Below are 23,230 nucleotides of genomic sequence, written 5' to 3'. Positions count from 1 at the left end.
GGGTGCTATCTCCGCCGATTCCCGGGAAGCCTACGGCGCTGTCCTCTCATCCGGCGAGCCTCCTATGCAGGCGTGTGCATGCGCACGTGACAGACGACATGGCACTCTCGACCCCTAGACGTCCCATTAACAGACCTTCGCGGTCCTGCCGGTATCCTGCGCCGATGCGATTCATCTTCCGGGTTCGACCCGTTCTTCTGCTGCTGTGCGTCCTGGCTGGACCGGCCCTGGCGCGGGCAACCATCGACAAGATCGAGATCAAGGGGTTGGACGACGGCGACGATGCCGAGATGATCGAGAACATCGAGGTCTCCCTGTCTCTGTATGAGGCCGTGGGCAAGGAGCAGGGCGAGTCGCGCTTGGAATATCTGCTGGCCCAGGCCGAGCGACAGACGCGCGAGGCGCTGGAGCCGTTCGGCTACTACTCGCCGACCATCGAGCTGGCGGCGCCGCGCAACGGCGACCGGGTCACGGTGGTGATCACGGTGGACCGTGGCGAGCCGGTGCGGGTGCGCACCTCGCATATCTCCATCACCGGCTGGGCCGAGCAGGACCGCTACCTGGGGCAAGACCTCAAGCAGTTCGAGCCGCGCGAAGGCCAGGTTTTCAGTCATCCGCAATATGAGGCCAGCAAGGTGCGCATCACCCGGCGCCTGGCCGAGCGTGGCTATTTCGATGCCGATTTCACCCAGCGCCGGGTGGCGGTGACGCGCGCCGAACACGCTGCCGACATCGATCTGAACTGGGACAGCGGCCGCCGCTACGACATGGGCAAGGTGCGCTTCGACTACGACTACTTCCGCGACGGGCTGTTCGACCCGCTGGTGTACTGGGACGAGGGCAGCTACTACCACGAGGGCAAGCTGGACCGGCTGCGCGAGTCGCTGACCAAGCTGGATTACTTCAGCAGCATCGATATCCAGCCCAAGCCCGAGGAGGCCGATGCCGATGGCCGCGTGCCGGTGGACGTCAAGCTCACCCGCGCCAAGCGCACCATCTACACCTCCGGCCTGAGCTACGGCAGCGAGAGCGGCGCCGGTGTGCGCGGCGGCGTGGAGCGGCGTTACGTCAACTCGCGCGGCCACAAGATGGACACGCAGCTGGACTACGCGCAGAACCGCAAGAGCCTGACCACCAGCTACCGGGTCCCCGCGTTCCGCTGGCTGGACGGCTGGTATACGGCCTCGGCGCGGTTGTATGACGAGCAGACCGAGTACATCGACCTGCGCAATGTCAAGCTCACCGGCAGCCGCAGTGGCCAGATCAACGAGCGCTGGAGCGCGATCGCGTCCATCAACGCCTTGCGCGAGCGCTGGCGCTTCAGCAGCGGCAACGACTTCGAAGGGGCTGTATACGAAACCTCCACCCTGATCTATCCGCAGTTGCAGGCCAACTACGTCAATGTCGACGACCGCCTGTTTCCGCGCAGTGGCGTGTCGGCGCAAATGTTCATCCGTGGCGGCGCCGAGGGGGCGGGCTCGGACACCAACTTCGGCCAGCTGTATGGGCAGCTGCGCTGGTTCCTGGGCGCCGGCGACAACGGGCGGGTGATCCTGCGCGGCGAAGGCGGCACCACCTGGACCAGCGACCTGGTCGCCATGCCGCCGAGCCTGCGCTTCTTTGCCGGCGGCGCCAACAGCATCCGCGGCTATGCATTCCGCGAAGTCGGCCCGCGCACGCCCAAGCCGGACGAATTCGCACTGGGTGCCAAGAATGCGGTCACCGCCAGTGCCGAGTACGAGCATTACCTCAAGGGCGGGCCGTGGGGCGGGGCGGTGTTCGTCGACAGCGGCAGCGCGTTCGACAACACGCCCGACTGGCATACCGGTATCGGCTTCGGCCTGCGCTGGCGCTCGCCGGTGGGGCCGGTGCGCGTGGATATCGCGCACGGCCTGAACGACCCCGACTCGCAGTTCCAACTGTATATCGATATCGGTGCCAACCTGTGAGTACACCCACGCCGCCCTCCGCGCCGCGCCGCGCGCGCTTCTACCGCCGGCGCCGCTTCTGGGTGGGCTCGGGCCTGACCGTGCTCGGGCTGGTGCTGCTGGCCTTGATCGCGATCTATTGGTTGCTGCAGACCGTGGCCGGGCGCGATGTGTTGCTGGCCCAGGTGGTGGCGCGCCTGCCGGTGGGCGCCAGCTTTACCTACGGCACCGTCGAAGGCCCGGTAGCGGGCCCGTTGACCTTGCGCAACGTCGATTTCAAGTACCAGGACATCCACTTTACCGCCGAGCGCGTGTACCTGGAGCCGGATCTGCGGCCGCTGCTAGGGCGCAAGCTGCAACTGGACGCCGTGCAGGTGAGCAATGCCACCTTGAACCTCGGCAAGAGCGACGAACCGTTCACCTTGCCCAGCTGGCCGGAGTCGCTGCCGCAGATCAACGTGCCGCTGGCGATCCAGGCCGACAAGATCGATGTGCAGAACCTGCGCATCACCCAACTGCGGCAGCCGATGATCGTGCTGCACACCGTGCAGGGCGGCCTGGAAGTGGCCACCGGCGAACTGCGCACGCGCGATCTGGTGGTCGACACCGACATGGGCGACTTTCGCCTGCATGGCGACTACCTTCCCAACGACGATTACCACGCCGATCTCACCGCCACCGCAGTGCTGCCGGCCGCGCGCGGGCGTACGCCGGCCAGCCTCGGGCTGGTTGCACGCGGCGATCTGGACAAGATGGAAGTGGCCATCGCCGGCCGCGCGCCGGCACCGCTGCAGGCCAGCCTGGTGTTCACCGGCCGCGACGATCCGACCTGGGCGTTCAAGGCGGTCACCGAGGCGCTGGACACCTCGCTGTTGATTCCGGCCGCCGATGGCGCGCCCAGCGCGCCGGCCACGCCGATCGCATTGAACCTGGCCGCCTCCGGCAAGGGCGGCAACGCCGACCTGCAGGGCAGCATCAAACAGGGCGAGTTGAGCGCCACCCTGCAGCCGTCGCATATCAGCCTGGCCGATCAGGTACTGACCGTCGAACCGCTGGTGATCGACACCTTCGAAGGTCGCACCCAGCTGCGCGGCACCGCCGATTTCCGCGATACCCAGAATCCGAGTTTCCGCTTTGCCGTCAACGCCAGCGGCCTGCGCTTCACCCCGACGCCGGACCCGGCCACCCCGGATGCACCGCTGGTGCCGGTGGAGTTGCAAGAGGCGCGCCTGGGCATTGCCGGCACCTTGAAGGCATGGGCGGCCATCGGCCGCGCCACGCTGCAACGCGACGGCCAGCAGGCCGCGCTGGTGTTCGATAGCCGCGGCAACGATCAACGCGCGCAGCTCAAGCAGGTGCAGGCGAAAACGCCGGGCGGTTCGCTGGATCTTACCGGCGAGGTGGGCTGGACGCCGGAGCTGCAGTGGGACGTCACCGCGCAGCTGGCCAAGTTCGATCCGGGCTATTTCGCGCCGGGCTGGAACGGCAATCTCTCTGGCAAAGTCGCCTCCAAGGGCCGCCAGCTGCCGGCACCGGCCGGCGGTGTCTCGCCGGGCTTCGAGGCCACTGCAGACATCCCCAGCCTGACCGGCCAGCTGCGTCAACGCGCGCTGTCGGCCAATGGCAAGTTCGCACTGCGTGGCGAACAAGGCGAGGGTGAGTTGCAACTGGCGCTGGGCAATAGCCGCATCAACGCCAAGGGCAAGGTGGGCGACCAGCTCGACATCGCTGCGCAGCTGCAGCCCTTGCAGCTGGACGATGTGCTGCCGGGCGCCACCGGTGTGGTGCGTGGGCAGCTGCAGGTCAGCGGCAAGCGTGATGCGCCGGACATCACCGCCGACATCGCCGGCAATGGCTTGCGCTGGGACAGCTATAGCGCGCAGAGCATCAGCCTGCGCGGCCGCCTGCCGTGGCGCGGCAGCGACGGGCAACTGGCCTTGCAGGGCACCGCCATCGAGGCGGGCGTGGTGCTGGACAGCGTGCGCGTGAAGGCGCGTGGTGCGGTGGAAGCCTTGCGCCTGGATGCCGACATTGCCAACAGCATGGCCAGCGTCGCCTTACAGGGCGATATGCGCCGCAATGGCGAGCGTTGGCAGGGCCAGGTCGCCACGCTGCGGATCGCCCCCGCCAAGGGCGATGCCTGGGCGCTGCGCCAGCCGGCGCAGTTCAGCACCGATGGCGCCGCATTTACCTTGTCCGATACCTGCCTGGGCGCGGCCACCGGCGGCGCGCTGTGTGCCAGCGCCAACTGGCCACGTGAGGGCATGGTGGTGCATGGCGATGCACTGCCGCTGGCGCTGGTGCAACCGTGGTTGCCCAAGCAGGAAGGCCGCCAGATCTATCTGCGTGGCGAGCTGTCGCTGGACGGCAGTTTCAAGCCGCGCGGCAACGCCTGGGAAGGCAGCCTGCGTATCGCCTCGCCGGAAGGCGGCATTCGCCTCGGCGAAACCCGCTACGCCGCGGTGGCCGGCAATCCCAATCGCGGCGAGTTGCTGCGCTACGACCAGTTCAGCGTGCAGGCCGATTTCACCCAGCAGCAGATCCAGGCCAAGCTCGGTATCGGTTTCCAGGGCGCGGGCTTTGTGGATGCCAAGTTCAACACCGGCTGGGATGCGTACGCACCGCTCAACGGCGAGCTGTATCTCAACATGTCGCGGCTGTACTGGCTGGAGCTGGTCGTGGCTGACGTGGTGCGGCCCAAGGGCCTGGTCGAAGGCCATGTGAGCCTGCGCGGCACCCGCGACAAACCGCTGCTGGGCGGCGACGCCACGCTGAGCGATTTCACCGCCGAGTACCCCTCGATGGGCCTGACCCTGAGCGAAGGCAAGGGGCGCTTCGACGCGCTGCCGGATGGCTCGGCCAAGATCACCGCCTCGGCCAAGTCCGGCGAGGGCACGCTCAACATCGATGGCGGGCTGTCGTGGTTCGGCACCAGCACGCCGCTGCTGCTCAATATCCGCGGCGAAAACGTGCTGGCCTACAACACCAGCGAGTTGCGCATCATCGCCAATCCGGACATGCAGTTCGGCATCACCGACAACACCATGCAGCTGCGCGGCAAGGTCACCGTGCCCGAAGCCGATATCGACCTGGAGCGGCTGGATCGCGGCACTTCGGTGTCCGAAGACGTGGTGGTGCTGGACCCGGTGGACCCGGAAGAAACGCCCGCCTCGCCGCTGGATATGGACCTGGCCATCGTGCTTGGCGACAAGGTCAACATGAGCGGCTTCGGCCTGAAGGGCGGGCTGAGCGGGCAGATGCAGATCCGCGCGCGCCCGGGCCGCGAAATGACCGCCAACGGCGGGCTGGATGTGCGCGGCCGCTACAAGGCCTATGGCCAGGACCTGACCATCAGCCGCGGCCAGCTGACCTGGAACAACAACATCGTCTCCGACCCGCGTGTGAGCCTGCGCGCCGAACGCAAGATCGGCGATGTCACCGCCGGCATCGACGTCAGCGGACGCGCCGAATCGCCGCGTGCCGACGTGTGGTCCGAGCCGGCCATGTCGCAATCCGAAGCGTTGTCGTACCTGGTGCTCGGCCGCGGCCTGTCCACCGCCAGCAGCGACGAAACCCAACAGGTCAGCGCCGCCTCGGCGGCACTCTCGGCCGGCAGCAGCTTGATCGCCTCGCAGATCGGCGCCAAGCTCGGCCTGGACGAAGCAGGGGTGAGCGAATCCAGCACCGTCGGCTCGGTGGTGGGCTTCGGCAAGTATCTCTCGCCGAAACTCTACGTCGGCTATGGCGTGTCGATGGTCGGTAGCGGCTCAGTGCTGACGCTCAAATACCTGCTCAGCCGCGGCTTCGATATCGAGGCCGAATCGAGCACCGTGGAGACCAAGGGCTCGGTGAACTGGCGGCGGGAGAAGTAACAGTCAATCGCACAACAGTGCATCACATGGTGTGCGTGGCGCCGCATGTGTCAGGTCGAGACCTGACACATGCAGATATCAAGGGATGTTCGGCCATGCGTGAGGCATCGCCAGGTTGAGCGCTGCAGTTTTATCTACAACCTCTTCAGCCGCATTGTCGGGCGCGGCACACCGGCATCGCGCAGGCATTACGCACTTTTTATGCCGGCGCACCAGCGCGCGAATGGCCCCTTTATGCCCATCGGTCCTACCTTGCTACTCCCGCACTGTGGTGCGTTGAGCCAAATACGATGTGCATCCTGATTTTGCGAGGTCCTCAGGCGATTCCGGCGCCATCGGTGCCGATGCAATTGCCTGAGTGTGCTGGCCGCGCGTTGCGCACGCTGGCGTGTGCCGATGTGGATAGTTTGATCGCCGAGTTGCATGCGGCCGGTGGCGATGCCGAGGTGGAGCTGGTGTTGCTGGATTCGGGCGATCTGCCCTTGTCCGAGCGCAGTTGCGCGCGGGCCTTGCGGGCAGCCGTGGATGCATTGCCCACGCCGTATATCGAGCTGCATACCGATGCCGATCAGGAGCTGGAGCCGTGGCTGCATGCGCAGCATGCGCCGCTGGCGGTAGTGATCACGCCGCACGATGCGCCGCGTGCGTATGCGATGTCGCTCGGCATTGCTGCGCGCTGTCTGCCGTCGCTGCACGCGCCGTTGCGCGTGGCTGCCTGAGGAGGCGCCATGTCGATCATGATCGTGCGTGGGCCGGAGGCATCGCTGCCGCTGGTGCGTGGGCCGCAGCCGTTGCCGCGGGCCGTCATTCGCCAGCTGGTGCAATGCGCCGGCGATGCGGGCAAGACCGTGGCACTGCGGGCTTGTGGGTCGGAGCAGGAATTGCTGGATGCCTTGCGCGTGGCGGGGCAGGCGCGGATGGAGATCGCCTTGATCGATCCGGGCAGTTGCGTGGACAGTGCGCGTCTGCACCGTGTGCTGGGTGCATTGCCGTATCCGTTCGTGGAGACCCACGACGACAGCGCGGACCGGCCGGAGCGGTGCTTGCCACCGGGGTTTGCGCCCTGCATTGCAACCGTGCGCGGCTACTGCGCGCAGAGTTATCTGCTCGGGCTGGAAATCGCGCTGGAGCATCTGGGCTGCACGGAGATCCAGGGCGATGTCCATGTCGGGACCTGAGCCGCGCCAGCTGCATTATTTTGCCGACTACGAAGGCTACTGCGATGGCCGGCCGGTGGTGTGGGGTCAATTGACGCACAGCGTGGACGTGCCTGCCGACGGCGAGCTGGATGCAGCGGGATTGGTATGCGCGCTGCGCCGCCGGGCGGCCGAGGCGCATGGGCTGGAGGCGGGGCAGATCCGGCTATGCCAGGTGACCCGGCTGTAGCGGCCTTGCCGCTACCACAGCGCGGCCGGACGGTGCGCCGATGCTTTGGCAGGCACCCACACGTGACCTGGGTTGGATGCGGATCAAAGCCGCGTGGCGTTGCCGCGGCCGATCGGTATGCAGGGCGTGCGCATCGCATCGCCTGGAGGAATGAGCGCCCACACAGCAGCGGCGATTCAAAGACAGTGCCGCTGCGCTGCGGCCAACTGCACCGGATGGGAGCTCGAATGTACCTCGCTATGGCCATGCCCGAGTAGCAAGACATGCAGCATGCTCCTGCGCATCGAGCGCGAGGATCACGACAACTGCAGACACAATGACGCCACCCGAAGGTGGCGCCGTTGTCATGCCGTGCTGCGCGTCAGGTTGCGCAGAGCATCCACGTTGCCCCTACTTGCCTGCGGGGGCGTCCGGCACGAACTTGATCAACTGGTTGGCCGTGGCTGCGACGCCGAAGTTGTTGCGCGCATAGCCGGAGCCCCAGTACAGCGCACCGTCCACGATCGATGGTGCGCTCATCACCGAGCCGGTCGCCTTGTAGTTCCACAGCGTGGCACCGGTGTCGCTGTCCAGGGCCACCATGTTGCCTGCCATCGAGCCAGCAAACAGCAGGTTGGGTGAGACGCTGATCGGTCCCTGGGCACCTGCCGGCACGGCCGGGTTGACCGGGTTGATGCCCGGCGTCTTGACCTGCCACAGGATCCGGCCGGTGGCCGCATCCAACGCTGCCCACGAGCCGCCGTTATGGCTGACGGTATTGCCCGGCGCCAGCGTGTAGGGGGTATTCAAATTGTTGTTGATCCCCACATACACGCGCGATTTGTGGGGGTCGAACGCCGCGCCCCACTCGATGCCGCCGGTGGTGCCACCGGGGCCGACCTGCGTGGACCACACCTTGGCGCCGGTCTTGGCGTCGAAGGCCCAGTAGATGCCGCTCTTCTGGCCGGCGCCGACCAATTGCTGCAGCTTGCCCTCGCGCTGTACGGAAAACAGGTTGATGCCTGCGCCACCGAAATCGTAGTCGGGCCCGGTCAGATTGGTCGCCTGGGTATTCGGGCACAGGCCATTGGTGGGAGCGAGGATGCAGGACAGGTTCCAGGCGTCATACCCCTGGTTCCGGTTGGCCCAGACCAGCTTGCCGGTGTCCAGATTCAGCGAGACCACCGAGTCGACATAGTTGTCCGGCGCCATGCAGTCGAGTTCATCCTGCACCGTCAGTTCGCTGCCACGGTACGAACGTGCGTTGGACACGCAATTCCCTACGCTTGCGGGAATGTTGTAGTTGTTGCCGGTGCCGAAGTAGATGCGGCGTGCGATGGGATCGACGGCAACCTGGCCCCATGTCGACGCGCCGGTATAGCCCTCGGGTGCGTTGTAGAACTGCCACACCTTCTTGCCGGTAGCGAGGTCCAGTGCCACGACGCTGCCGCGGAACGAGAACCGATGGGTCGGATCAAGACTTTCGTAGTCCCTGGACGACACGCCCAGGTACACGCGGTTTCCGTAGACCACAGGGGACGAGGTGATCTGGGCCTGCGGATTGGTTTCCACCTCGCTCTTCCACAGCAACTTGCCGGTCTTCTTGTCCAGGGCCAGCACGGTGCCGCCAGCCATGTCGCCCAGGATGATGCTCTTGGGGGTAATGGCCGGGGTGGTCCGCGACAGCGACGTGCTCTTGCCGGTGTAGTCGGACAGCTTGGCCTGCCAGTTCGGCTTGCCGGTCTGGGTATCGACGCTGTACAGCGTGCCGCCCCAGTCGGGGACATACAGCGTGCCGCCCTCGATGCTGGGCGTTGCCGAGATGTCGCCGGTGGTGGTCAGGGTCCACGCCGGCTTGAGCGAGGGTACGGTGCTGCGATTGATCTTCCACTCGCCTGGCGCGAAGCGCTGGTTCAAATAACCACCGCCGGCAATCGGCCAACTAGTGGGACTGGCGAAGGGCAGCGCATTGCCGAAGCTGCGCCAGACCTCGCCGGAGCGCGCGAACGCCTGCGTATCCAGCGACGACACGGGTGCCTGCGCGGTTGTGGCGCCAGATTGGGCGAAAGCCATTGCGCTGGCGAGCAGGCAAGGGATGAGCGTCAAACTGCGTAAGCGCAAACGGCGATTGGGATTTGTCATCACGGCGTGTCCATTGATGGAAGGAAGCGCTGGATCCCCCCGGATCTGCTGGATGAAGATCGCCGATTGCGGCGACCGTGCAACACGGCCTGGCCGCTGCATTCAGAGAGTGGTCGGGTCTGCTTGGATCTGGTCGTACCAGCTCGCAAAATTTGCGTTCAATGCGTGCGTTAATCGCACAAATGGTGATGATTCATCACTATTTTGCTTGAGTACGATAGAAAAAATGATTCAGCCAGAAAGCGCCGGATGTCCATGCAAATCAGCGGTTTGCAAAAAGTAACCAGGAAATGTTGCGCCACCTTGTGTGGTGGATCGACCCGGCGGTAAAGCCGCGATCGCTGCGCGCTGCGAGGCCATCTCTGGTGGCGATGGTGGTGGCATTGCCACGCAGTACTGCACGCGTTGCGCGTTCTGATGCCCACTCCTCTCTGACGATATGGCACTGCTTGCGCGCGGTTGTCACGCGTGTCTTGGAGCCCTCGCCGTCTTCGTGCGCCGAATATTCAGGAGTCAAGGGATGGGCGATGCCGCTGTGTCGTCCGCACCCACGGGCTTGGCCCGCATCCTCATCCGGTGCTGCGCGCCATCCTGCTCCCATGTGAGCAGGAGACGCCCGGGCGTGCGATGCCGGGCCGCGTTAGCTGGTGCGTCAGGCGTTTTGAGGCGAGGGTGCGGCGTTGTGCACCGCAGGGGGAGCGATCAGCGCCAGTTGCGTGATCGCATCCTGCACCACCTCCGCCACCGTGGCGTCCACATCCACCGACACCACGTCCGCTTCGTCCAGCGGCAGCTCCAGGGTCTGCAGCTGGCTGTCGAGCAGGCTGGGCGGCATGAAGTGGCCGGCGCGTGCGCTCAGGCGTGCGGCAATCACGTGCGGGGCCGCATGCAGGAACACGAAGCGCATCGGTATGCCGCTGCCGCGCAGCAATTGCCGGTGCGTACCGCGTAAACCCGAGAACGCCAGCACCACCGATTCGCCGGCCTGCACGCAGTCGCGCAGGGTCGCGGCCAGCAGTTCCACCCAGGGCAGGCGCATGGCATCGGTGAGCGGTTGGCCGGCGGCCATCTGTGCGCGTGCGGCCACGCTGTGGTAGTCGTCGGCATCCAGAAAGCGGTAGCCGTAATGCGCGGCGAGCGCCTGCGCGATGGTGGTCTTGCCGCTGCCCGAGACGCCCATCACGACGATGGCCAGGGGCGAAGCGGACGCGGGCGTGGCGGGGACGGCGGTGTCCATCACGTCAGGTTATATCTCCGGATCGATTCGGCATTTGAGCGGATTTCACGTTGGCGGCAGCCGATGCGTGGTGTAGCGTCGGCGCTCCTTGCCAGGTGAGCGGGCACCCAGCGTAACGGCGTGCCCGGCCGGGTACAACGCATGCGAAGGTCTGCCGATGACGTCACCCCCCGCAACGTCTCCTGCATCGGCGCCCCTGCGCTGGCGCGAAAAGCTCGGCTACGGCGCCGGCGATCTGGGCCTGAATCTTTACTGGGCCAACATCTCGGCGTTTCTGCTGATCTTCTACACCGACACCATGCACCTGCCGGCTGCCGCAGTCGGCACGATGATTTTGTTGACCAAGATCGCCGATGCGATCGCCGACCCGGCCATGGGCGCCATCGCCGACCGCACCCGCAGCCGCTGGGGCAAGTTCCGCCCGTATCTGTTGTGGGGCGCGGTGCCGATGGCAGCGACCGGTGTGCTTGCCTACACCACCCCGGAGCTGGATCAACACGGGCGCATGGTGTGGGCCACGCTCACCTTCCTGGTGATGATGCTGGCCTACACGGTGGTGAGCATTCCGTACTCGGCGTTGTCGGGGGTGATCACCGCCGACAGCAAGCAGCGCACCGGTCTGATCAGCCTGCGGTTCATCGGTGCATTTGCGGGCACCACGCTGGTTAATTACTTCACGATGGATCTGGTGCGCTGGTTCGGCGGCGGCAACGATGCGCTGGGCTGGCAGCGCACGATGATGCTGTATGGCGCCATTGCGGTGGCGCTGTTCGTCGGCGTGGCCCTGACCACGCGCGAGCGCGTGCAGCCGCCGCCGCAGCAACGCACGCCGGTACGCCGCGACATCGCCGACCTGTTGCAGAACAAGCCGTGGTGCGTGCTGTTCGTGCTGTCGCTGATCATCATGATCACCATCACCATGCGCGGCGGTGCGGGCGTGTACTACCTCAAATATTACGTGCAGCGCCCGGATCTGGTCGGCTTGTTCTTGGGCTGCTATTCGGTGGCGTTGGGTGTGGGCGCGGCGATCACGCCACTGTTGACCCGGCACTGGGACAAGCGCCAGTTGATGTGCGGGCTGATGGTGATGGTCGGCCTGCTGAGCTGTGCGATGTTCTTCGTGCCGGCCGATGCGGTGTGGGCCATCTTTGCGTTGAACATGCTGATCGGCCTGGCACTGGGGCCGAAATCGCCGCTGGCGTTTTCGATGTACGCCGACAGCGCCGATTACACCGAATGGCGCACCGGCCGGCGCGCCACCGCGATGACGTTTGCGGCGGCCACGTTTTCGCAGAAGCTTGGCGGCGCGCTGGCCTCGGCCGGCATCGCCTGGGTGCTGGCCGGCATGGGCTATGTGGCCAACAGCGCGCAGTCCACCGGCTCGTTGACCGGCATCGTGCTGCTGCTGACGGTCATCCCCGGTGTGGTGGCGCTGCTGGCGGCCTGGACCATGCGTTTCTATCCGCTGGATGACGGCTTGCTGCGCCGCATCCAGCACGAACTGGCCGCGCGCAAGCGCGACGAACCGGAGCACCCCTGACCGTGTCTGCACTGCCCCCTGCTGCGTCCGACGATCTGTCCACCTTGCTGGCGCCCAGCGCCGACGGCGCGCGCTACGCGCTCTACAGCCCCACGGCCATGCCCAATGCCGGCGGGTTCCTATGGAACCGCCGCATGATGTTGCAGCTCACCTGTCGCGGTTATGCCACCGGCCAGTTCATGCAGCCGGAGCCGTCCAAGTACGCGCATGCGCCGGTGCTGGAGGCGCGCAACTTCATGATGCCGGAGCAGCCGTATTACGCGCACCATCCCGGGCGCTTTTTCTATCTCAAGGATGAAGACACTGGCGCCTTGTATTCGGTGCCGCACGAGCCGGTGCGCGCGCAGCCGCAGGCATTCGAATTTTCCGCCGGCAAGCACGATGTGCGCTGGCGCGTGCAGCATGACGACATCGTGGTGGAGCTGTGCGTGGCCCTGCCGACCGACGATGCGGTGGAGCTGTGGGAATGCCGCGTACACAACGCTTCCGGGCGTGCGCGCAGGCTGAGCCTGTACGTGTATTTCCCGGTTGGCTACATGTCGTGGATGCATCAGTCCGGCGGCTACGAGCCGGCGCTGGGCGGCATCGTCTGCCGTAGCGTGGCGCCGTACCAGAAGGTGGACGACTACTTTCGCCAGCGCGATTTCAAGGACTGCACCTTCCTGCTGCACGAACAACCGCCGGTGGCCTGGGACGCGCAGCAACTGGCGTTCGAAGGCGAAGGCGGGTTGCATGCGCCCTCTGCCATCCAGGCCGAGCAGCTGGGCAACAGCGAGGCGCATTACGAAACCCCGGCGGCAGCGCTGCAATACCGCCTGCATCTGGAAGCGGATGCGGCGAGCGTGTACCGCTTTGCGTTCGGGCCGGCCAAGGACGATGCAGAAATCGCCGCGCTGCGTGCGCGCTATCTGTCGGAAGCAGGCTTTGCGCAAGCGGCACGTGAGTATGCGCAGTACCTGCAGGCCGGCCATGGCTGCGTGCAGATCGCCACGCCGGATGCGGCGCTGGACAACCTGGTCAACCACTGGTTGCCGCGGCAGGTGTTCTACCACGGCGACGTCAATCGCCTGACCACCGATCCGCAGACGCGCAATTATCTGCAGGACCATATGGGCATGGCCTACCTGCAGCCGGCTACCGCGCGTGCGGCGCTGCTGCATGCGCTGTCACAGCAGGAACCCAGCGGCGCGATGCCGGACGGCATCCTGCTGGTGGAAGGCGCCGAGCTCAAATACATCAATCAGGTGCCGCATACCGACCACTGCGTGTGGTTGCCGATCTTCCTGAGCGCGTATCTGGCCGAAACCAATGATGCCAGCGTGCTGGAAGCAGTGGTGTGCACGCAGGACGGCCAGGCGCTGAGCGTGGCCGAGCGGCTGGATGCGGCCATGCAGTGGCTGTTGGACGCACGCGATGCACGCGGCTTGAGCTTCATCGCCCAGGGTGACTGGAACGACCCGATGAACATGGTCGGCTGGCGCGGCAAGGGTGTGTCCGGCTGGCTGACCGTGGCCACCGCGTATGCGCTGCGGCTGTGGTCGGACATCTGCGCCGCGCACGGACGCAGCGCGCAGGCGGACAGGTTTGGCCAGGCGGTAGGCGCGGTCAATGCCGACGCGAACCGCGAGCTGTGGGACGGCAACTGGTATGCACGCGGCATCACCGACGATGGTGTGCGCTTCGGCATCGCCGACGACGTGGAAGGGCGCATCTATCTCAATCCGCAGAGTTTCGCGCTGTTGGCCGGCACTGCGGATGCACAGCAACGCGCGGCGTTGCTGGAGGCCGTGCGTGAGCAGCTGCACACCCCGTATGGCCCGGTGATGCTGGCGCCGGCATACACGCACATGCGTGACGACGTGGGGCGGCTGACCCAGAAGTGGCCGGGCGCGGCAGAGAACGGCGCGGTCTACAACCACGCGGTGGCGTTCTATCTGTACAGCCTGTACCAGATCGGCGAGGCCGACCGCGCGTGGGAGATCCTGCGCGCGATGCTGCCGGGCCCGACGCGCGAGGACGTGCTGCAGCGCGGCCATCTGCCGGTGTCGCTGCCCAACTATTACCGCGGTGCCTGGCATCAGTATCCGCGCACCGCCGGGCGGTCGAGCCAGTTGTTCAACACCGGCACGGTGGCCTGGGTATATCGCTGCGTGCTGGAAGGTCTGTTCGGGTTGGTCGGCGAGGGCGATGCGCTGGCGATCCGTCCGCAGCTGCCGTCGCACTGGCCGCAGGCGCAGGTCACGCGCCAGTTCCGGGGCGCGCAGTTCGAGGTACAGCTGCAGCGCGAAGCCGGACGGGTGGCGACGGAGGTACTGGTGGATGGTGTGGTCAGCGCGGACCAGCGCGTGCACGCGGTGACCGCCGGTCGGGTGTATCGGGTGCAGGTGCGGCTGCCGGGCTGAGCGGCCCTCACCCGCCCTCCGGGCACCCTCTCCCGCAGGCGGGAGAGGGGGAGCGGCCAACACGGGGTGGCCCCCGCATCATCGGCTGATCGCGACAACGGCGCAGCGTTGCCCGACCGTAGCGGTGCATCGTCGCCGACCGTAACGGTGCATGCCGCCCGGCCTTGCACACTCTCGTACCGCCATGCGGCAGACGCTCCCTGCCGGCTGCCTGACCTAGTGGGCCGGAGATGCGACAGGCGATTGCGCATCGCACACCGCAAACGCGGTCCCTTCTCCCGCCTGCGGGGGAAGGGACCGAAGGGCGGATGGGGGCGTTTGACCTTCAGCCCGATGCCCCTGGCCAGCTTGGTGGGCCGGAGATGCGACAGGCGATTGCGCATCGCACACCGCAACCGCGGTCCCTTCTCCCGCTTGCGGGGGAAGGTGCCCGAAGGGCGGATGGGGGCGTTTGACCTTCAGCCCAATGCCTCTGGCCAGCTTGGTGGGCCGGAGATGCGACAGGCCAGTGCATGGCAGAACGCAACCGCGGTCCCTTCTCCCGCCCGCGGGGGAAGGTGCCCGAAGGGCGGATTGGGGGGGCGTTTGACCGTCAGCCCGACGTCTCTGACCAGCTTGGTGGGCCGGAGATGCACAGGCCAGTGCATGGCACACCGCAACCGCGGTCCCTTCTCCCGCCTGCGGGGGAAGGTGCCCGAAGGGCGGATGGGGGGCGTTTGACCGTCAGCCCGATGCCTCTGGCCAGCTTGGTGGGCCGGAGATGCGACAGGCCAGTGCATGGCACATCGCAACCGCGCTCCCTTCTCCCGCCTGCGGGGGAAGGTGCCCGAAGGGCGGATGGGGGCGCTTGACCTTCAGCCCGATGCCCCTAGTGAGGGGCTGATTCAAGGACCGGCGTCCCGGCAGCGCGCACGCGTGCAACGCCTACATTACGACACCACGCCTCCTGCAAGACGGCAGGAACTGCCAGAGGTGGCCGAAGGGCTTCGCCCTCCGCCAAACAGTCCGGCACGATTCCCCAATCCCCACTCCCACTGCGTAAACTCCCAGGCTCGCATCGCGCCGCCTGGGAACGCCCCTTGGTATCAAGCTGGATCCTGCTGCTGGTCTCCGTGGGCTACGCCGCGTTGCTGTTCGGCGTGGCGTGGTGGGGCGACCGCCGGCCGATGTATCCGGAGCGGCCATGGCTGCGGCCGGCGGTCTATAGCCTGGCACTGGCGGTGTACTGCTCGTCGTGGACCTTCTATGGCGCAGTCGGCTCGGCGGTGCGCAACGGCATCGGTTATCTGCCGATCTATCTGGGGCCGTTGCTGTTGCTGCTGTTCGGCTGGCGCATCATCGAGCGGCTGGCGCTGATCGCACGCGCCGAAAACACCGTGTCCATCGCCGATTTCATTTCCTCGCGCTATGGCCGCTCGCGGCGGCTGGCGGCGTTGGTGGCGGTGATCGCGCTGGTCGGCATCGTGCCGTACCTGGCGCTGCAGTACAAAGCGGTGGCAATGAGTCTGGAGGTGCTGACCGGGCATAGCAGCGCCGGGCGCGGCATCTTCGCCGACCCGGCGTTGTATGTGGCGCTGTTGATGGCCTTGTTCGCCACCTTGTTCGGCACCCGCCAGGTGGATGCCACCGAGCACCATCACGGCATGATGCTGGCCATCGCGCTGGAGTCGGTGATCAAGCTGATCGCCATCGTGGCGGTGGGCCTGTTTGCCTGGCTGTGGTTGAGCGACCACCAGCTGCATATCGCCGATTCGGCGCGCACCATGTTCGAGCACACGCCATCGGTGGGGTTCATTTCGCAGACGCTGCTGAGCTTTCTGGCGGTGATCTGCCTGCCGCGGCAGTTCCACGTGGCGGTGGTCGAATGCAGCGATGTCGGCGATATCCGTCGCGCGCGCTGGTTGTTCGGTGCGTACCTGGTGATCATCTCGGCGATGGTGGTGCCGATCGCCTCGGCCGGCATCGCGCTGTTCGGCAAGGGCAGTGCGGTGGTGGACGATGCGGTGGTGCTGGCGCTGCCGCTGAGTCAGGGCAATACGGTGCTGGCGTTGGTGGCCTACGTTGGTGGTTTTTCGGCCGCCACCGGCATGGTGATCGTGGCCAGCATCGCGCTGGCCACCATGGTCAGCAACGATCTGGTGATGCCGGTGCTGCTGCGCCGCCGCGTCAGCGCCAACGCGCGTGCGGCAGTGGCTTCGCGCGTGCTGTGGATCCGCCGCGTCGCCATTTTGCTGCTGGCGCTGGTCGCCTACGGCTATCACCGCAGCGTGGCCAACGACACCACGCTGGCCGCGTATGGGTTGATGGCGTTTGCGGCGGTGGCGCAGTTTGCGCCGGGCGTGATCGGCGGGTTGTACTGGCGCGGCGCCAGCCGCAAGGGCGTGGAGACCGGCATGGTGCTCGGCTTCATGACCTGGATCTATACGCTGCTGCTGCCGGCCGCCACGCGTGCGGGCTGGTTGCAGCCGGAGTGGTTGGTGGACGGGCCATTCGGCATTGCGTGGCTGCAGCCGCAGCAGTTGTTCGGCATGCGCGGCTGGGACCCGCTGGCGCACGGCACCTTCTGGTCGTTGCTGATCAACGTCGGTGCGATGATGCTGGTCTCGGCGCGTTGGCGCCCCGGGGTGGACGAGCGGCTGCGTGCCGCGCCCTTCCTGGACCCGTATGCGCAGCGTCCGGCGGTGGCCGGCGAATGGCCGGGACATGTGCGGGTGGGCGACCTGCAGGCATTGGCCGAGCGCGTGGTGGGCGAGCGGCATGCGCGCCGTGCGTTCGTGGAGCAGGCGCAGTTGCTGGAGCGCGAGCTGCAGCCGGCCGTGGTGGCCGACCGCGCCTGGGTGCAGTTCACCGAGCGCCTGCTGGCAGCCTCCATCGGTGCGGCGTCTGCGCGGCTGGTGCTGACCAGCCTGTTGCGCGGTTCGGGCATGGAGCTGGGTGAAGTGGTGGCGGTACTGGACGAGGCCGGCCAGGAGCTGCGCTTCAATCGCGAGATCCTGTCCACCACGCTGGAAAACATCAGTGCCGCGGTCAGCGTGGTCGATCCGGACATGCGCCTGACCGCGTGGAATCGGCGCTACCAGCAGCTGTTCGGGTACCCCGACGGCATGCTGTACGTCGGCCGCCCGGTGGCCGACCTGATCCGCTACAACGCCGAGCGTGGCGAGCTGGGCGAGGGCGATATCGAAGACCAGATCGACCGCCGTATCCGCCACATGCGTGCCGGCTCGCCGCATGTGTTCGAGCGCACCCGCAGCGACGGCAAGGTGATCGAGATGCGTGGCCAGGCGCTGCCCGGCGGCGGCTATGTCACCAGCTACAACGACATCACCGACTACAAGCGCGCCGAGCGCGCGCTGCTGGACGCCAACGAGAACCTGGAACAGCGCGTGGCCGATCGCTCGCGCGAGGCCGAGCTGGCGCAGCAATCCAAGACCCGCTTTCTGGCCGCCATCAGCCACGACGTGTTGCAGCCGCTCAACGCCGCACGCCTGTTCGCCTCCGCGCTGCGCGAGAGCCACCAGAACAACGAAGAACAACGCCATCTGGCCGAGCGCGTGGATGCCTCGCTGCGTGCGGCCGAAGAACTGCTCGATGGTTTGCTCGATGTCTCGCGCCTGGATGCCGGTGGCCTGCGGCCAACGGTGGAGGATTTCGATGCCAGCGCACTGATGCACGAACTGGCTGCGCAGTACGCACCGGTGGCCGCCAGCCGTGGCCTGCGCCTGCAGGTGCACAGCCGCACGATCTGGGTGCGTAGCGACCGCCGGCTGCTGCGCCGGGTGATGCAGAACTTCCTGGCCAATGCGCTGCGTTATACGCGCCAGGGGCGCATCGTGCTGGGCATGCGCGGGCGCGGGCAGCAGGTGGAGCTGCAGGTGTGGGACACCGGCCCGGGCATTCCGGAACATCACATGCGGCAGATCTTCGAGGAGTTCCGCCGCTACCAGCAGCCGTTCGATTGGGGCGAGCAGGGCCTGGGATTGGGCCTGTCGATCTGCCAACGCATCTCGCGCCTGCTCGATCACGACTTGAGCGCACGCAGCCAGGTCGGCCGCGGCAGCATGTTCTCGATTCTGCTGCCGCGCGTGGCGGCGGTCCCGGTGGCGCCGCTGTTGCCGGTGCCGGCCACGCGCGCGTTGCCCAGTGGCGATTCATTGGCCGGCTTGCGCGTGCTGTGCGTGGACAACGACCGCGAAATCCTCGACGGCATGCGCGCGCTGCTTGGCCGCTGGCAGGTGGAAGTCATCACCGCCAGTACCGTCGATCAGGCGCTGGAGCGTGCGCGCGAACAACCGGACCTGATGCTGGTGGACTATCACCTGCACGACCGCCTGGATGGCCTGGACACGCTCGACGCCGTGCAGGCTGCGGCAACCGCACCGATTGCCGGCGCCTTGCTCACCGCCGACGGCCGCGACGAGCTCAAACAGCTTGCGCGCGAACGCGGCTACCGCCTGCTGACCAAGCCGGTGAAACCGGCCTCGCTGCGCGCGTTCCTGAGTGCGTATCACGACGCGAAAACCCGCTGACGGGTGCATCCCTGCCATGCATCGTAGGAGCGCACCTGGGCGCGATGGGGCTTTCCCGGTAATGCCCCGTCGCGCCCGGGTGCGCTCCTACGACAACTGCCTGCGCTTATGCCGCGCCGCTGAGGTGTTCGTAGAGGATGACGCTGCCAACGATCACCAGGATCACACCGCCGAGGATCTCGGCGCGCTTGCCGATCAAGGCGCCCAGTGCACGCCCCAGCATGATGCCGGCGGTGACCATGCTGAAGGTGCACAGGCCCACCACCACCGCCACCACGCCGATGTGCACATCGAGAAATGCCAGGCTGACGCCGACTGCCATCGCGTCGATGCTGGTGGCAAAACCGGTGGTGGCCAAGGCCAGCAAGCCGTGCCGCTTCGGCGTCTGGGAGGCTGCGTCTTCGGCATCGTCCGGTTCGTTGCGCAGGCCGGCCACGATCATGTGCACGCCCAACGCGCCCAACAGGCCGAAGGCGATCCAGTGATCGAAGGCCTGCAGGTGGCTGGAGGCGGCACGGCCCAGCAGCCAGCCGATCACCGGGGTGATGGCTTCGATGCAGCCGAAGACCAGGCCGGCGCGCAATGCGTCACGCCACTGCGGCTTGCGCATCGCCGCGCCCTTGCCGATGGCGGCGGCAAAGGCATCGGTGGACATCGCAAAACCGATCAACACAATGGAAACAGGAGACATCGACACGCTCGGGTTGGGCACGTTCACAACGGCATGCGCCCGCGCCAACCATCGTCAGGCACGCATGTCGTTGGTCTCGCCAAACCACACTGGTTGCCTGCACCACGGCGCAACGGCCGAGGATGTTGATGCAGGCGCTTTCGATGGACGAAAGCAGGCTACTCCCCAAGGGGCGCGCAGTGTAACAACGCAAAACGCGCTTTCGGGCGTTTTGCCCGCACGCGAAGGTCGGTCTGATCTTTATAGCCTTGGCTATCGTAGCGGCCGCTATGCTGGCTTCCTGCGGAAAATCACGCCGCTCACAACTGCACGGCACAGCCGCGTCGAGTACCGCGGAGGCGCTGCCCAGGCCACTGCAACGGATAGCCGCGTCGATCTGCCGCAGTCGCAGCTGAGGCGCGTGCAATCACTGTCGTTCGAGTGCCATCGCAGCTCCACGCGGCATTGCCCCGTCTTGTCGGTCACCCCATCGCCGGTGATCGCGCACGTGCGACATCGCCCCAAGCGCCAAGCCCGCTCTGGCCCGATTCACCCGCCCAATGCGCGTGGCGGGTGATACATCAGCGCATCGGAAATCTCGGCGGTTGCCGTACACAGGACTTGCAGCGCTGCGCGCGCGTTGACCAGCTCCGGGCGACGTTCGATGAAGGGCACCGTCAGCGTGTAGGTGGCGCTACCGTGCTGCAGGATCGGGGCGGTGAGGTCGATCACGCCGACGACCGCTTCGCTGGCGTGCATCGCATAGCCATCGCGACGTGTTTGCTGCGCGTCCTTCAGGAACTGCGCGCGGTCGTAGGCAACCGCGCTGGCGTCCAGCGCCTCCAGCCAGCGCGCCTGCACGTCGGCTTGCTGAAACGCGAACAGCACCAGGCCGGACGTGGAGTGGGCCAGCGGGCGACGATGTCCCGGGCGCACCACCAGGCCCAGGTCGCTGGGCACATCCATCTGTGCGATCACCACGATCTGGTCGCCCGACGGCGCCACCAGATGGCAGGGCTGGCAGATCGCATCGGCCAGGCGCCGCATCACCGGCAGCGCGGCTTCGGTGACGTTCTGTACCTGCGGCTGCTGCATGCCGAGCATGAACAGCCGGTTGGTCAGCACATAGTCGCCCTCGGCGTCGCGCATCAGGTAGCCGCGTTCTTCCAGCACCTGCAGCATGCGGAAGATCTCCCCGCGCGAGCGCCCCACACCCTGCGAGATCGCCCCCATGCTCATCGGCCGCGCGTCACGCGCCAGCAGCTCCAGGATGTCCAGGCCCTTGTCCAGGGCCGGCGCGCGGTACTTGGCGGGTTCGGTGCTCATCCGTTTGCGGTTCCAGGGCAGGGTGCGGCGCGCCAGGGTACAGGCATCGCAAGCACGGGTCAGCGGGATGCTGTGCGTGCAAATATAAACAAAGATTTTATATTTGCATGGCATTGGCGTGCGCAGTACGCTCGCTGGATTGCAACGCAAGCGCCACAGCCTTGGGAGGGGATCGGTCGCATGCATCACAGTGACATTGCCGCGTCACCGCGCGGCAACCTGGCGCGTACCGCCATGGTTCCCCTGTTGTTGATCGTCAGCCTGTTCTTTTTATGGGGCATGGCCAACAACCTCAACGACATCCTGATCAAGCAGTTCAAGAAGGCCTTCGAACTGACCGACCTGCAGGCCGGGCTGGTGCAGAGCGCCTTTTACATGGGCTATTTCGTGTTCGCGATGCCGGCGGCGATGTTCATGCGCCGCTACAGCTACAAGGCTGCGGTGGTGCTGGGCCTGCTGCTGTATGCGTGCGGTGCGTTCCTGTTCTATCCGGCTGCGCAGGTGCACACCTATTGGCTGTTCCTGCTGGCGTTGTTCGTGATTGCCAGTGGCCTGGCGTTTCTGGAAACCACCGCCAATCCGCTGGTGACCGTGCTGGGGCCCGCCGACGGCGCGGCGCGACGGTTGAACCTCGCGCAGGCGTTCAACCCGCTCGGTTCGATCACCGGCGTGCTGGTGGGCCAGCACTTCATCTTCTCCGGCGTGGAGCACAGCCCGGCCGAGCTGGCAGCGATGGCGCCGGCCGCGCGCGAGGCGTTCTTCGCCACCGAATCGGCCGCCGTGCAGATGCCGTACCTGATCATCGGTGTGGTGGTGGTGCTGTGGGCGATCCTGATCGCGCTGGTGCGCTTTCCCACCGGCACACCGGAGGCGACCCACGGCGAAGCACCCAGGCGCGCCCGCTTCAGCGAATTGCTGCGTAACCGGCTGTTCGTGTTTTCGGTGGTGGCGCAGTTCTTTTACGTGGGCGCGCAGGTTGGTATCTGGAGCTACCTGATCCGCTATCTGCAGGATGCCGTGCCGGGCACGCCGGAAAAAACTGCAGCGACCTATCTGACCATCTCGCTGGTGCTGTTCATGGCTGGGCGGTTCGTGGGCACCGCGCTGCTGCGGTATCTGGCGCCGGCCAAATTGCTGGCGAGTTTTGCCACGATCAATCTGGTGCTGTGCGCAGTGGCCATCGCGCTGCCGGGCTGGACCGGGCTGTACGCACTGGTGGCCGCCAGCGTGTTCATGTCGGTGATGTTCCCGACCATCTTCGCGCTGGGGCTGGACGGCATGCATGACGACGCACGCAAGTTGGGGTCGTCATTGCTGGTGATGTCCATCATCGGCGGCGCGTTGCTTACTGCGGTGATGGGCGGGGTCTCGGACATGGCAGGCATCCATTGGGCGATGGTGGTGCCGGGTGCATGCTTTGCGGTGATCTTGTTGTTCGCGCTGCGTGCCCGTCGCGCGGCGCCCGTGATTGCAGGAGCCTGAGCATGCCGCGTCTTTGCTATGTGCTGGACCTGCACGACGATGCGGCGCTGATCGCCGAGTACGAGCGCTGGCATCGGCCCGATGAGGTATGGCCGGAGGTCGTGGCCTCGCTGCAGCAGGCCGGCATCCGCGAGCTGGAGATCTTTCGCAGTGGCGACCGGCTGGTGATGCTGATGGAGGTCGGCGAAGACTACGACCCGGCGGCCAAGGCGGCGCGCGATGCGGGTGATCCGCGGATTCAAGCCTGGGAAGACCTGATGTGGCGGTTCCAGAAACCGCTGCCGGGCAGCGCGTCTGGAGAGAAATGGCGCGAGGCGGGGCGGATCTTCGCGTTGAGCGAGGCAATCCAGGCGCAGCGCTGAGCCCGCGCCCTCATCCGCCCTGCGGGCACCTTCTCCCGCAGGCGGGAGAAGGGCGTGCTTGGCGTTGGCACCGGCGCGGTGGTGTGTCTGTGCCATGCACTCCCATCTGCTTGGTGTCTGCAGCGGGCTGCGTGTCAGCCGTTCGTTATTCCGTGCGCTGAGCCCGCGCCCTCATCCGCCCTGCGGGCACCTTCTCCCGCAGGCGGGAGAAGGGCGTGCTTGGGTTTGGCACCGGCGCGGTGGTGTGTCTGTGCCATGCATCCCCATCTGCTTGGTGTCTGCAGCGGGCTGCGTGTCAGCCGTTCGTTATTCCGTGCGCTGAGCCCGCGCCCTCATCCGCCCTGCGGGCACCTTCTCCCGCAGGCGGGAGAAGGG

At 66.4% G+C, this 23,230-nt stretch carries 14 protein-coding genes and 1 riboswitch; of the genes, 10 read left to right on the top strand and 4 right to left on the bottom strand.

Annotated features, from left to right (window positions below; all coding sequences use genetic code 11):
* Positions 1–164: 164 nt before the first annotated feature.
* From OZ10_RS01670 to OZ10_RS01650, 5 genes are all read left to right on the top strand, one after another.
* On the top strand, positions 165–1,949 hold the full coding sequence (locus tag OZ10_RS01670; RefSeq protein WP_139051253.1) for an autotransporter assembly complex protein TamA: 1,785 nt from the start codon (positions 165–167) through the stop codon (positions 1,947–1,949).
* Complete coding sequence (locus tag OZ10_RS01665) at positions 1,946–5,800, top strand: translocation/assembly module TamB domain-containing protein (RefSeq protein WP_039563750.1); 3,855 nt, start codon at positions 1,946–1,948, stop codon at positions 5,798–5,800. The genes OZ10_RS01670 and OZ10_RS01665 overlap by 4 nt, the downstream gene beginning before the upstream one ends.
* A 290-nt stretch (positions 5,801–6,090) precedes the next feature.
* A complete protein-coding gene (locus OZ10_RS01660; protein WP_039412264.1) occupies positions 6,091–6,519 on the top strand; it encodes a hypothetical protein in 429 nt (142 codons plus the stop codon).
* A 9-nt stretch (positions 6,520–6,528) separates the two neighbouring features.
* Positions 6,529–6,978, top strand: coding sequence for a 3-dehydroquinate dehydratase (locus OZ10_RS01655; protein WP_039412262.1), 450 nt, complete (start codon positions 6,529–6,531; stop codon positions 6,976–6,978).
* Positions 6,959–7,186 (top strand): hypothetical protein, encoded by a 228-nt coding sequence (locus OZ10_RS01650; RefSeq protein WP_039412260.1) that lies wholly within the window; start codon positions 6,959–6,961, stop codon positions 7,184–7,186. The genes OZ10_RS01655 and OZ10_RS01650 overlap by 20 nt, the downstream gene beginning before the upstream one ends.
* A 390-nt stretch (positions 7,187–7,576) precedes the next feature.
* Here the strand turns inward: OZ10_RS01650 and OZ10_RS01645 are convergent, their stop codons facing one another.
* Positions 7,577–9,307 (bottom strand): outer membrane protein assembly factor BamB family protein, encoded by a 1,731-nt coding sequence (locus OZ10_RS01645; RefSeq protein WP_039563749.1) that lies wholly within the window; start codon positions 9,305–9,307, stop codon positions 7,577–7,579.
* Positions 9,308–9,959: 652 nt separating this feature from the next.
* The gene (locus OZ10_RS01640) at positions 9,960–10,544 is read right to left on the bottom strand and encodes a gluconokinase (protein ID WP_068873823.1); all 585 of its coding nucleotides are present in this window, start codon (positions 10,542–10,544) and stop codon (positions 9,960–9,962) included.
* Between the two features lie 157 nt (positions 10,545–10,701).
* Between OZ10_RS01640 and OZ10_RS01635 the strand changes: the two genes are divergently transcribed.
* From OZ10_RS01635 to OZ10_RS01625, 3 genes are all read left to right on the top strand, one after another.
* Positions 10,702–12,084 (top strand): MFS transporter, encoded by a 1,383-nt coding sequence (locus tag OZ10_RS01635; protein WP_039563747.1) that lies wholly within the window; start codon positions 10,702–10,704, stop codon positions 12,082–12,084.
* Positions 12,085–12,086: 2 nt separating this feature from the next.
* Positions 12,087–14,486 carry a GH36-type glycosyl hydrolase domain-containing protein gene (locus tag OZ10_RS01630; RefSeq protein ID WP_039563746.1) on the top strand — a complete coding sequence of 800 codons (2,400 nt, stop codon included), beginning with the start codon at positions 12,087–12,089 and terminating at the stop codon, positions 14,484–14,486.
* A 1,079-nt stretch (positions 14,487–15,565) separates the two neighbouring features.
* Complete coding sequence (locus OZ10_RS01625) at positions 15,566–19,015, top strand: hybrid sensor histidine kinase/response regulator (RefSeq protein WP_039563745.1); 3,450 nt, start codon at positions 15,566–15,568, stop codon at positions 19,013–19,015.
* A 106-nt stretch (positions 19,016–19,121) separates the two neighbouring features.
* Here OZ10_RS01625 and OZ10_RS01620 read toward each other — a convergent pair whose 3' ends face one another.
* Positions 19,122–19,706 carry a manganese efflux pump MntP gene (locus tag OZ10_RS01620; protein ID WP_039414746.1) on the bottom strand — a complete coding sequence of 195 codons (585 nt, stop codon included), beginning with the start codon at positions 19,704–19,706 and terminating at the stop codon, positions 19,122–19,124.
* 12 nt (positions 19,707–19,718) lie between these two features.
* A riboswitch (yybP-ykoY riboswitch) is annotated at positions 19,719–19,879 on the bottom strand.
* A gap of 355 nt (positions 19,880–20,234) precedes the next feature.
* On the bottom strand, positions 20,235–21,011 hold the full coding sequence (locus tag OZ10_RS01615; RefSeq protein ID WP_039414742.1) for an IclR family transcriptional regulator: 777 nt from the start codon (positions 21,009–21,011) through the stop codon (positions 20,235–20,237).
* A 180-nt stretch (positions 21,012–21,191) separates the two neighbouring features.
* Between OZ10_RS01615 and fucP the strand changes: the two genes are divergently transcribed.
* On the top strand, positions 21,192–22,493 hold the full coding sequence (fucP, locus tag OZ10_RS01610) for an L-fucose:H+ symporter permease (protein WP_039414740.1): 1,302 nt from the start codon (positions 21,192–21,194) through the stop codon (positions 22,491–22,493).
* Between the two features lie 2 nt (positions 22,494–22,495).
* Complete coding sequence (locus OZ10_RS01605) at positions 22,496–22,855, top strand: L-fucose mutarotase (protein WP_039414738.1); 360 nt, start codon at positions 22,496–22,498, stop codon at positions 22,853–22,855.
* The last annotated feature ends 375 nt before the right edge of the window (positions 22,856–23,230 follow it).

Source organism: Xanthomonas cannabis pv. cannabis, assembly GCF_000802365.1.
In the GTDB taxonomy this organism is placed as follows: domain Bacteria; phylum Pseudomonadota; class Gammaproteobacteria; order Xanthomonadales; family Xanthomonadaceae; genus Xanthomonas; species Xanthomonas cannabis.
Note: the sequence above shows the minus strand (reverse complement) of the source record. Positions and strands in the feature narration are given on the sequence as shown.

Coding starts and splice junctions, on each gene's coding strand:
- OZ10_RS01670 (WP_139051253.1), top strand. CDS start 165: ATGCGATTCATCTTCCGGGTTCGACCCGTTCTTCTGCTGCTGTGCGTC.
- OZ10_RS01660 (WP_039412264.1), top strand. CDS start 6,091: ATGTGCATCCTGATTTTGCGAGGTCCTCAGGCGATTCCGGCGCCATCG.
- OZ10_RS01655 (WP_039412262.1), top strand. CDS start 6,529: ATGTCGATCATGATCGTGCGTGGGCCGGAGGCATCGCTGCCGCTGGTG.
- OZ10_RS01650 (WP_039412260.1), top strand. CDS start 6,959: ATGTCCATGTCGGGACCTGAGCCGCGCCAGCTGCATTATTTTGCCGAC.
- OZ10_RS01645 (WP_039563749.1), bottom strand. CDS start 9,307: ATGACAAATCCCAATCGCCGTTTGCGCTTACGCAGTTTGACGCTCATC.
- OZ10_RS01640 (WP_068873823.1), bottom strand. CDS start 10,544: ATGGACACCGCCGTCCCCGCCACGCCCGCGTCCGCTTCGCCCCTGGCC.
- OZ10_RS01635 (WP_039563747.1), top strand. CDS start 10,702: ATGACGTCACCCCCCGCAACGTCTCCTGCATCGGCGCCCCTGCGCTGG.
- OZ10_RS01620 (WP_039414746.1), bottom strand. CDS start 19,706: ATGTCTCCTGTTTCCATTGTGTTGATCGGTTTTGCGATGTCCACCGAT.
- OZ10_RS01615 (WP_039414742.1), bottom strand. CDS start 21,011: ATGAGCACCGAACCCGCCAAGTACCGCGCGCCGGCCCTGGACAAGGGC.
- fucP (WP_039414740.1), top strand. CDS start 21,192: ATGCATCACAGTGACATTGCCGCGTCACCGCGCGGCAACCTGGCGCGT.
- OZ10_RS01605 (WP_039414738.1), top strand. CDS start 22,496: ATGCCGCGTCTTTGCTATGTGCTGGACCTGCACGACGATGCGGCGCTG.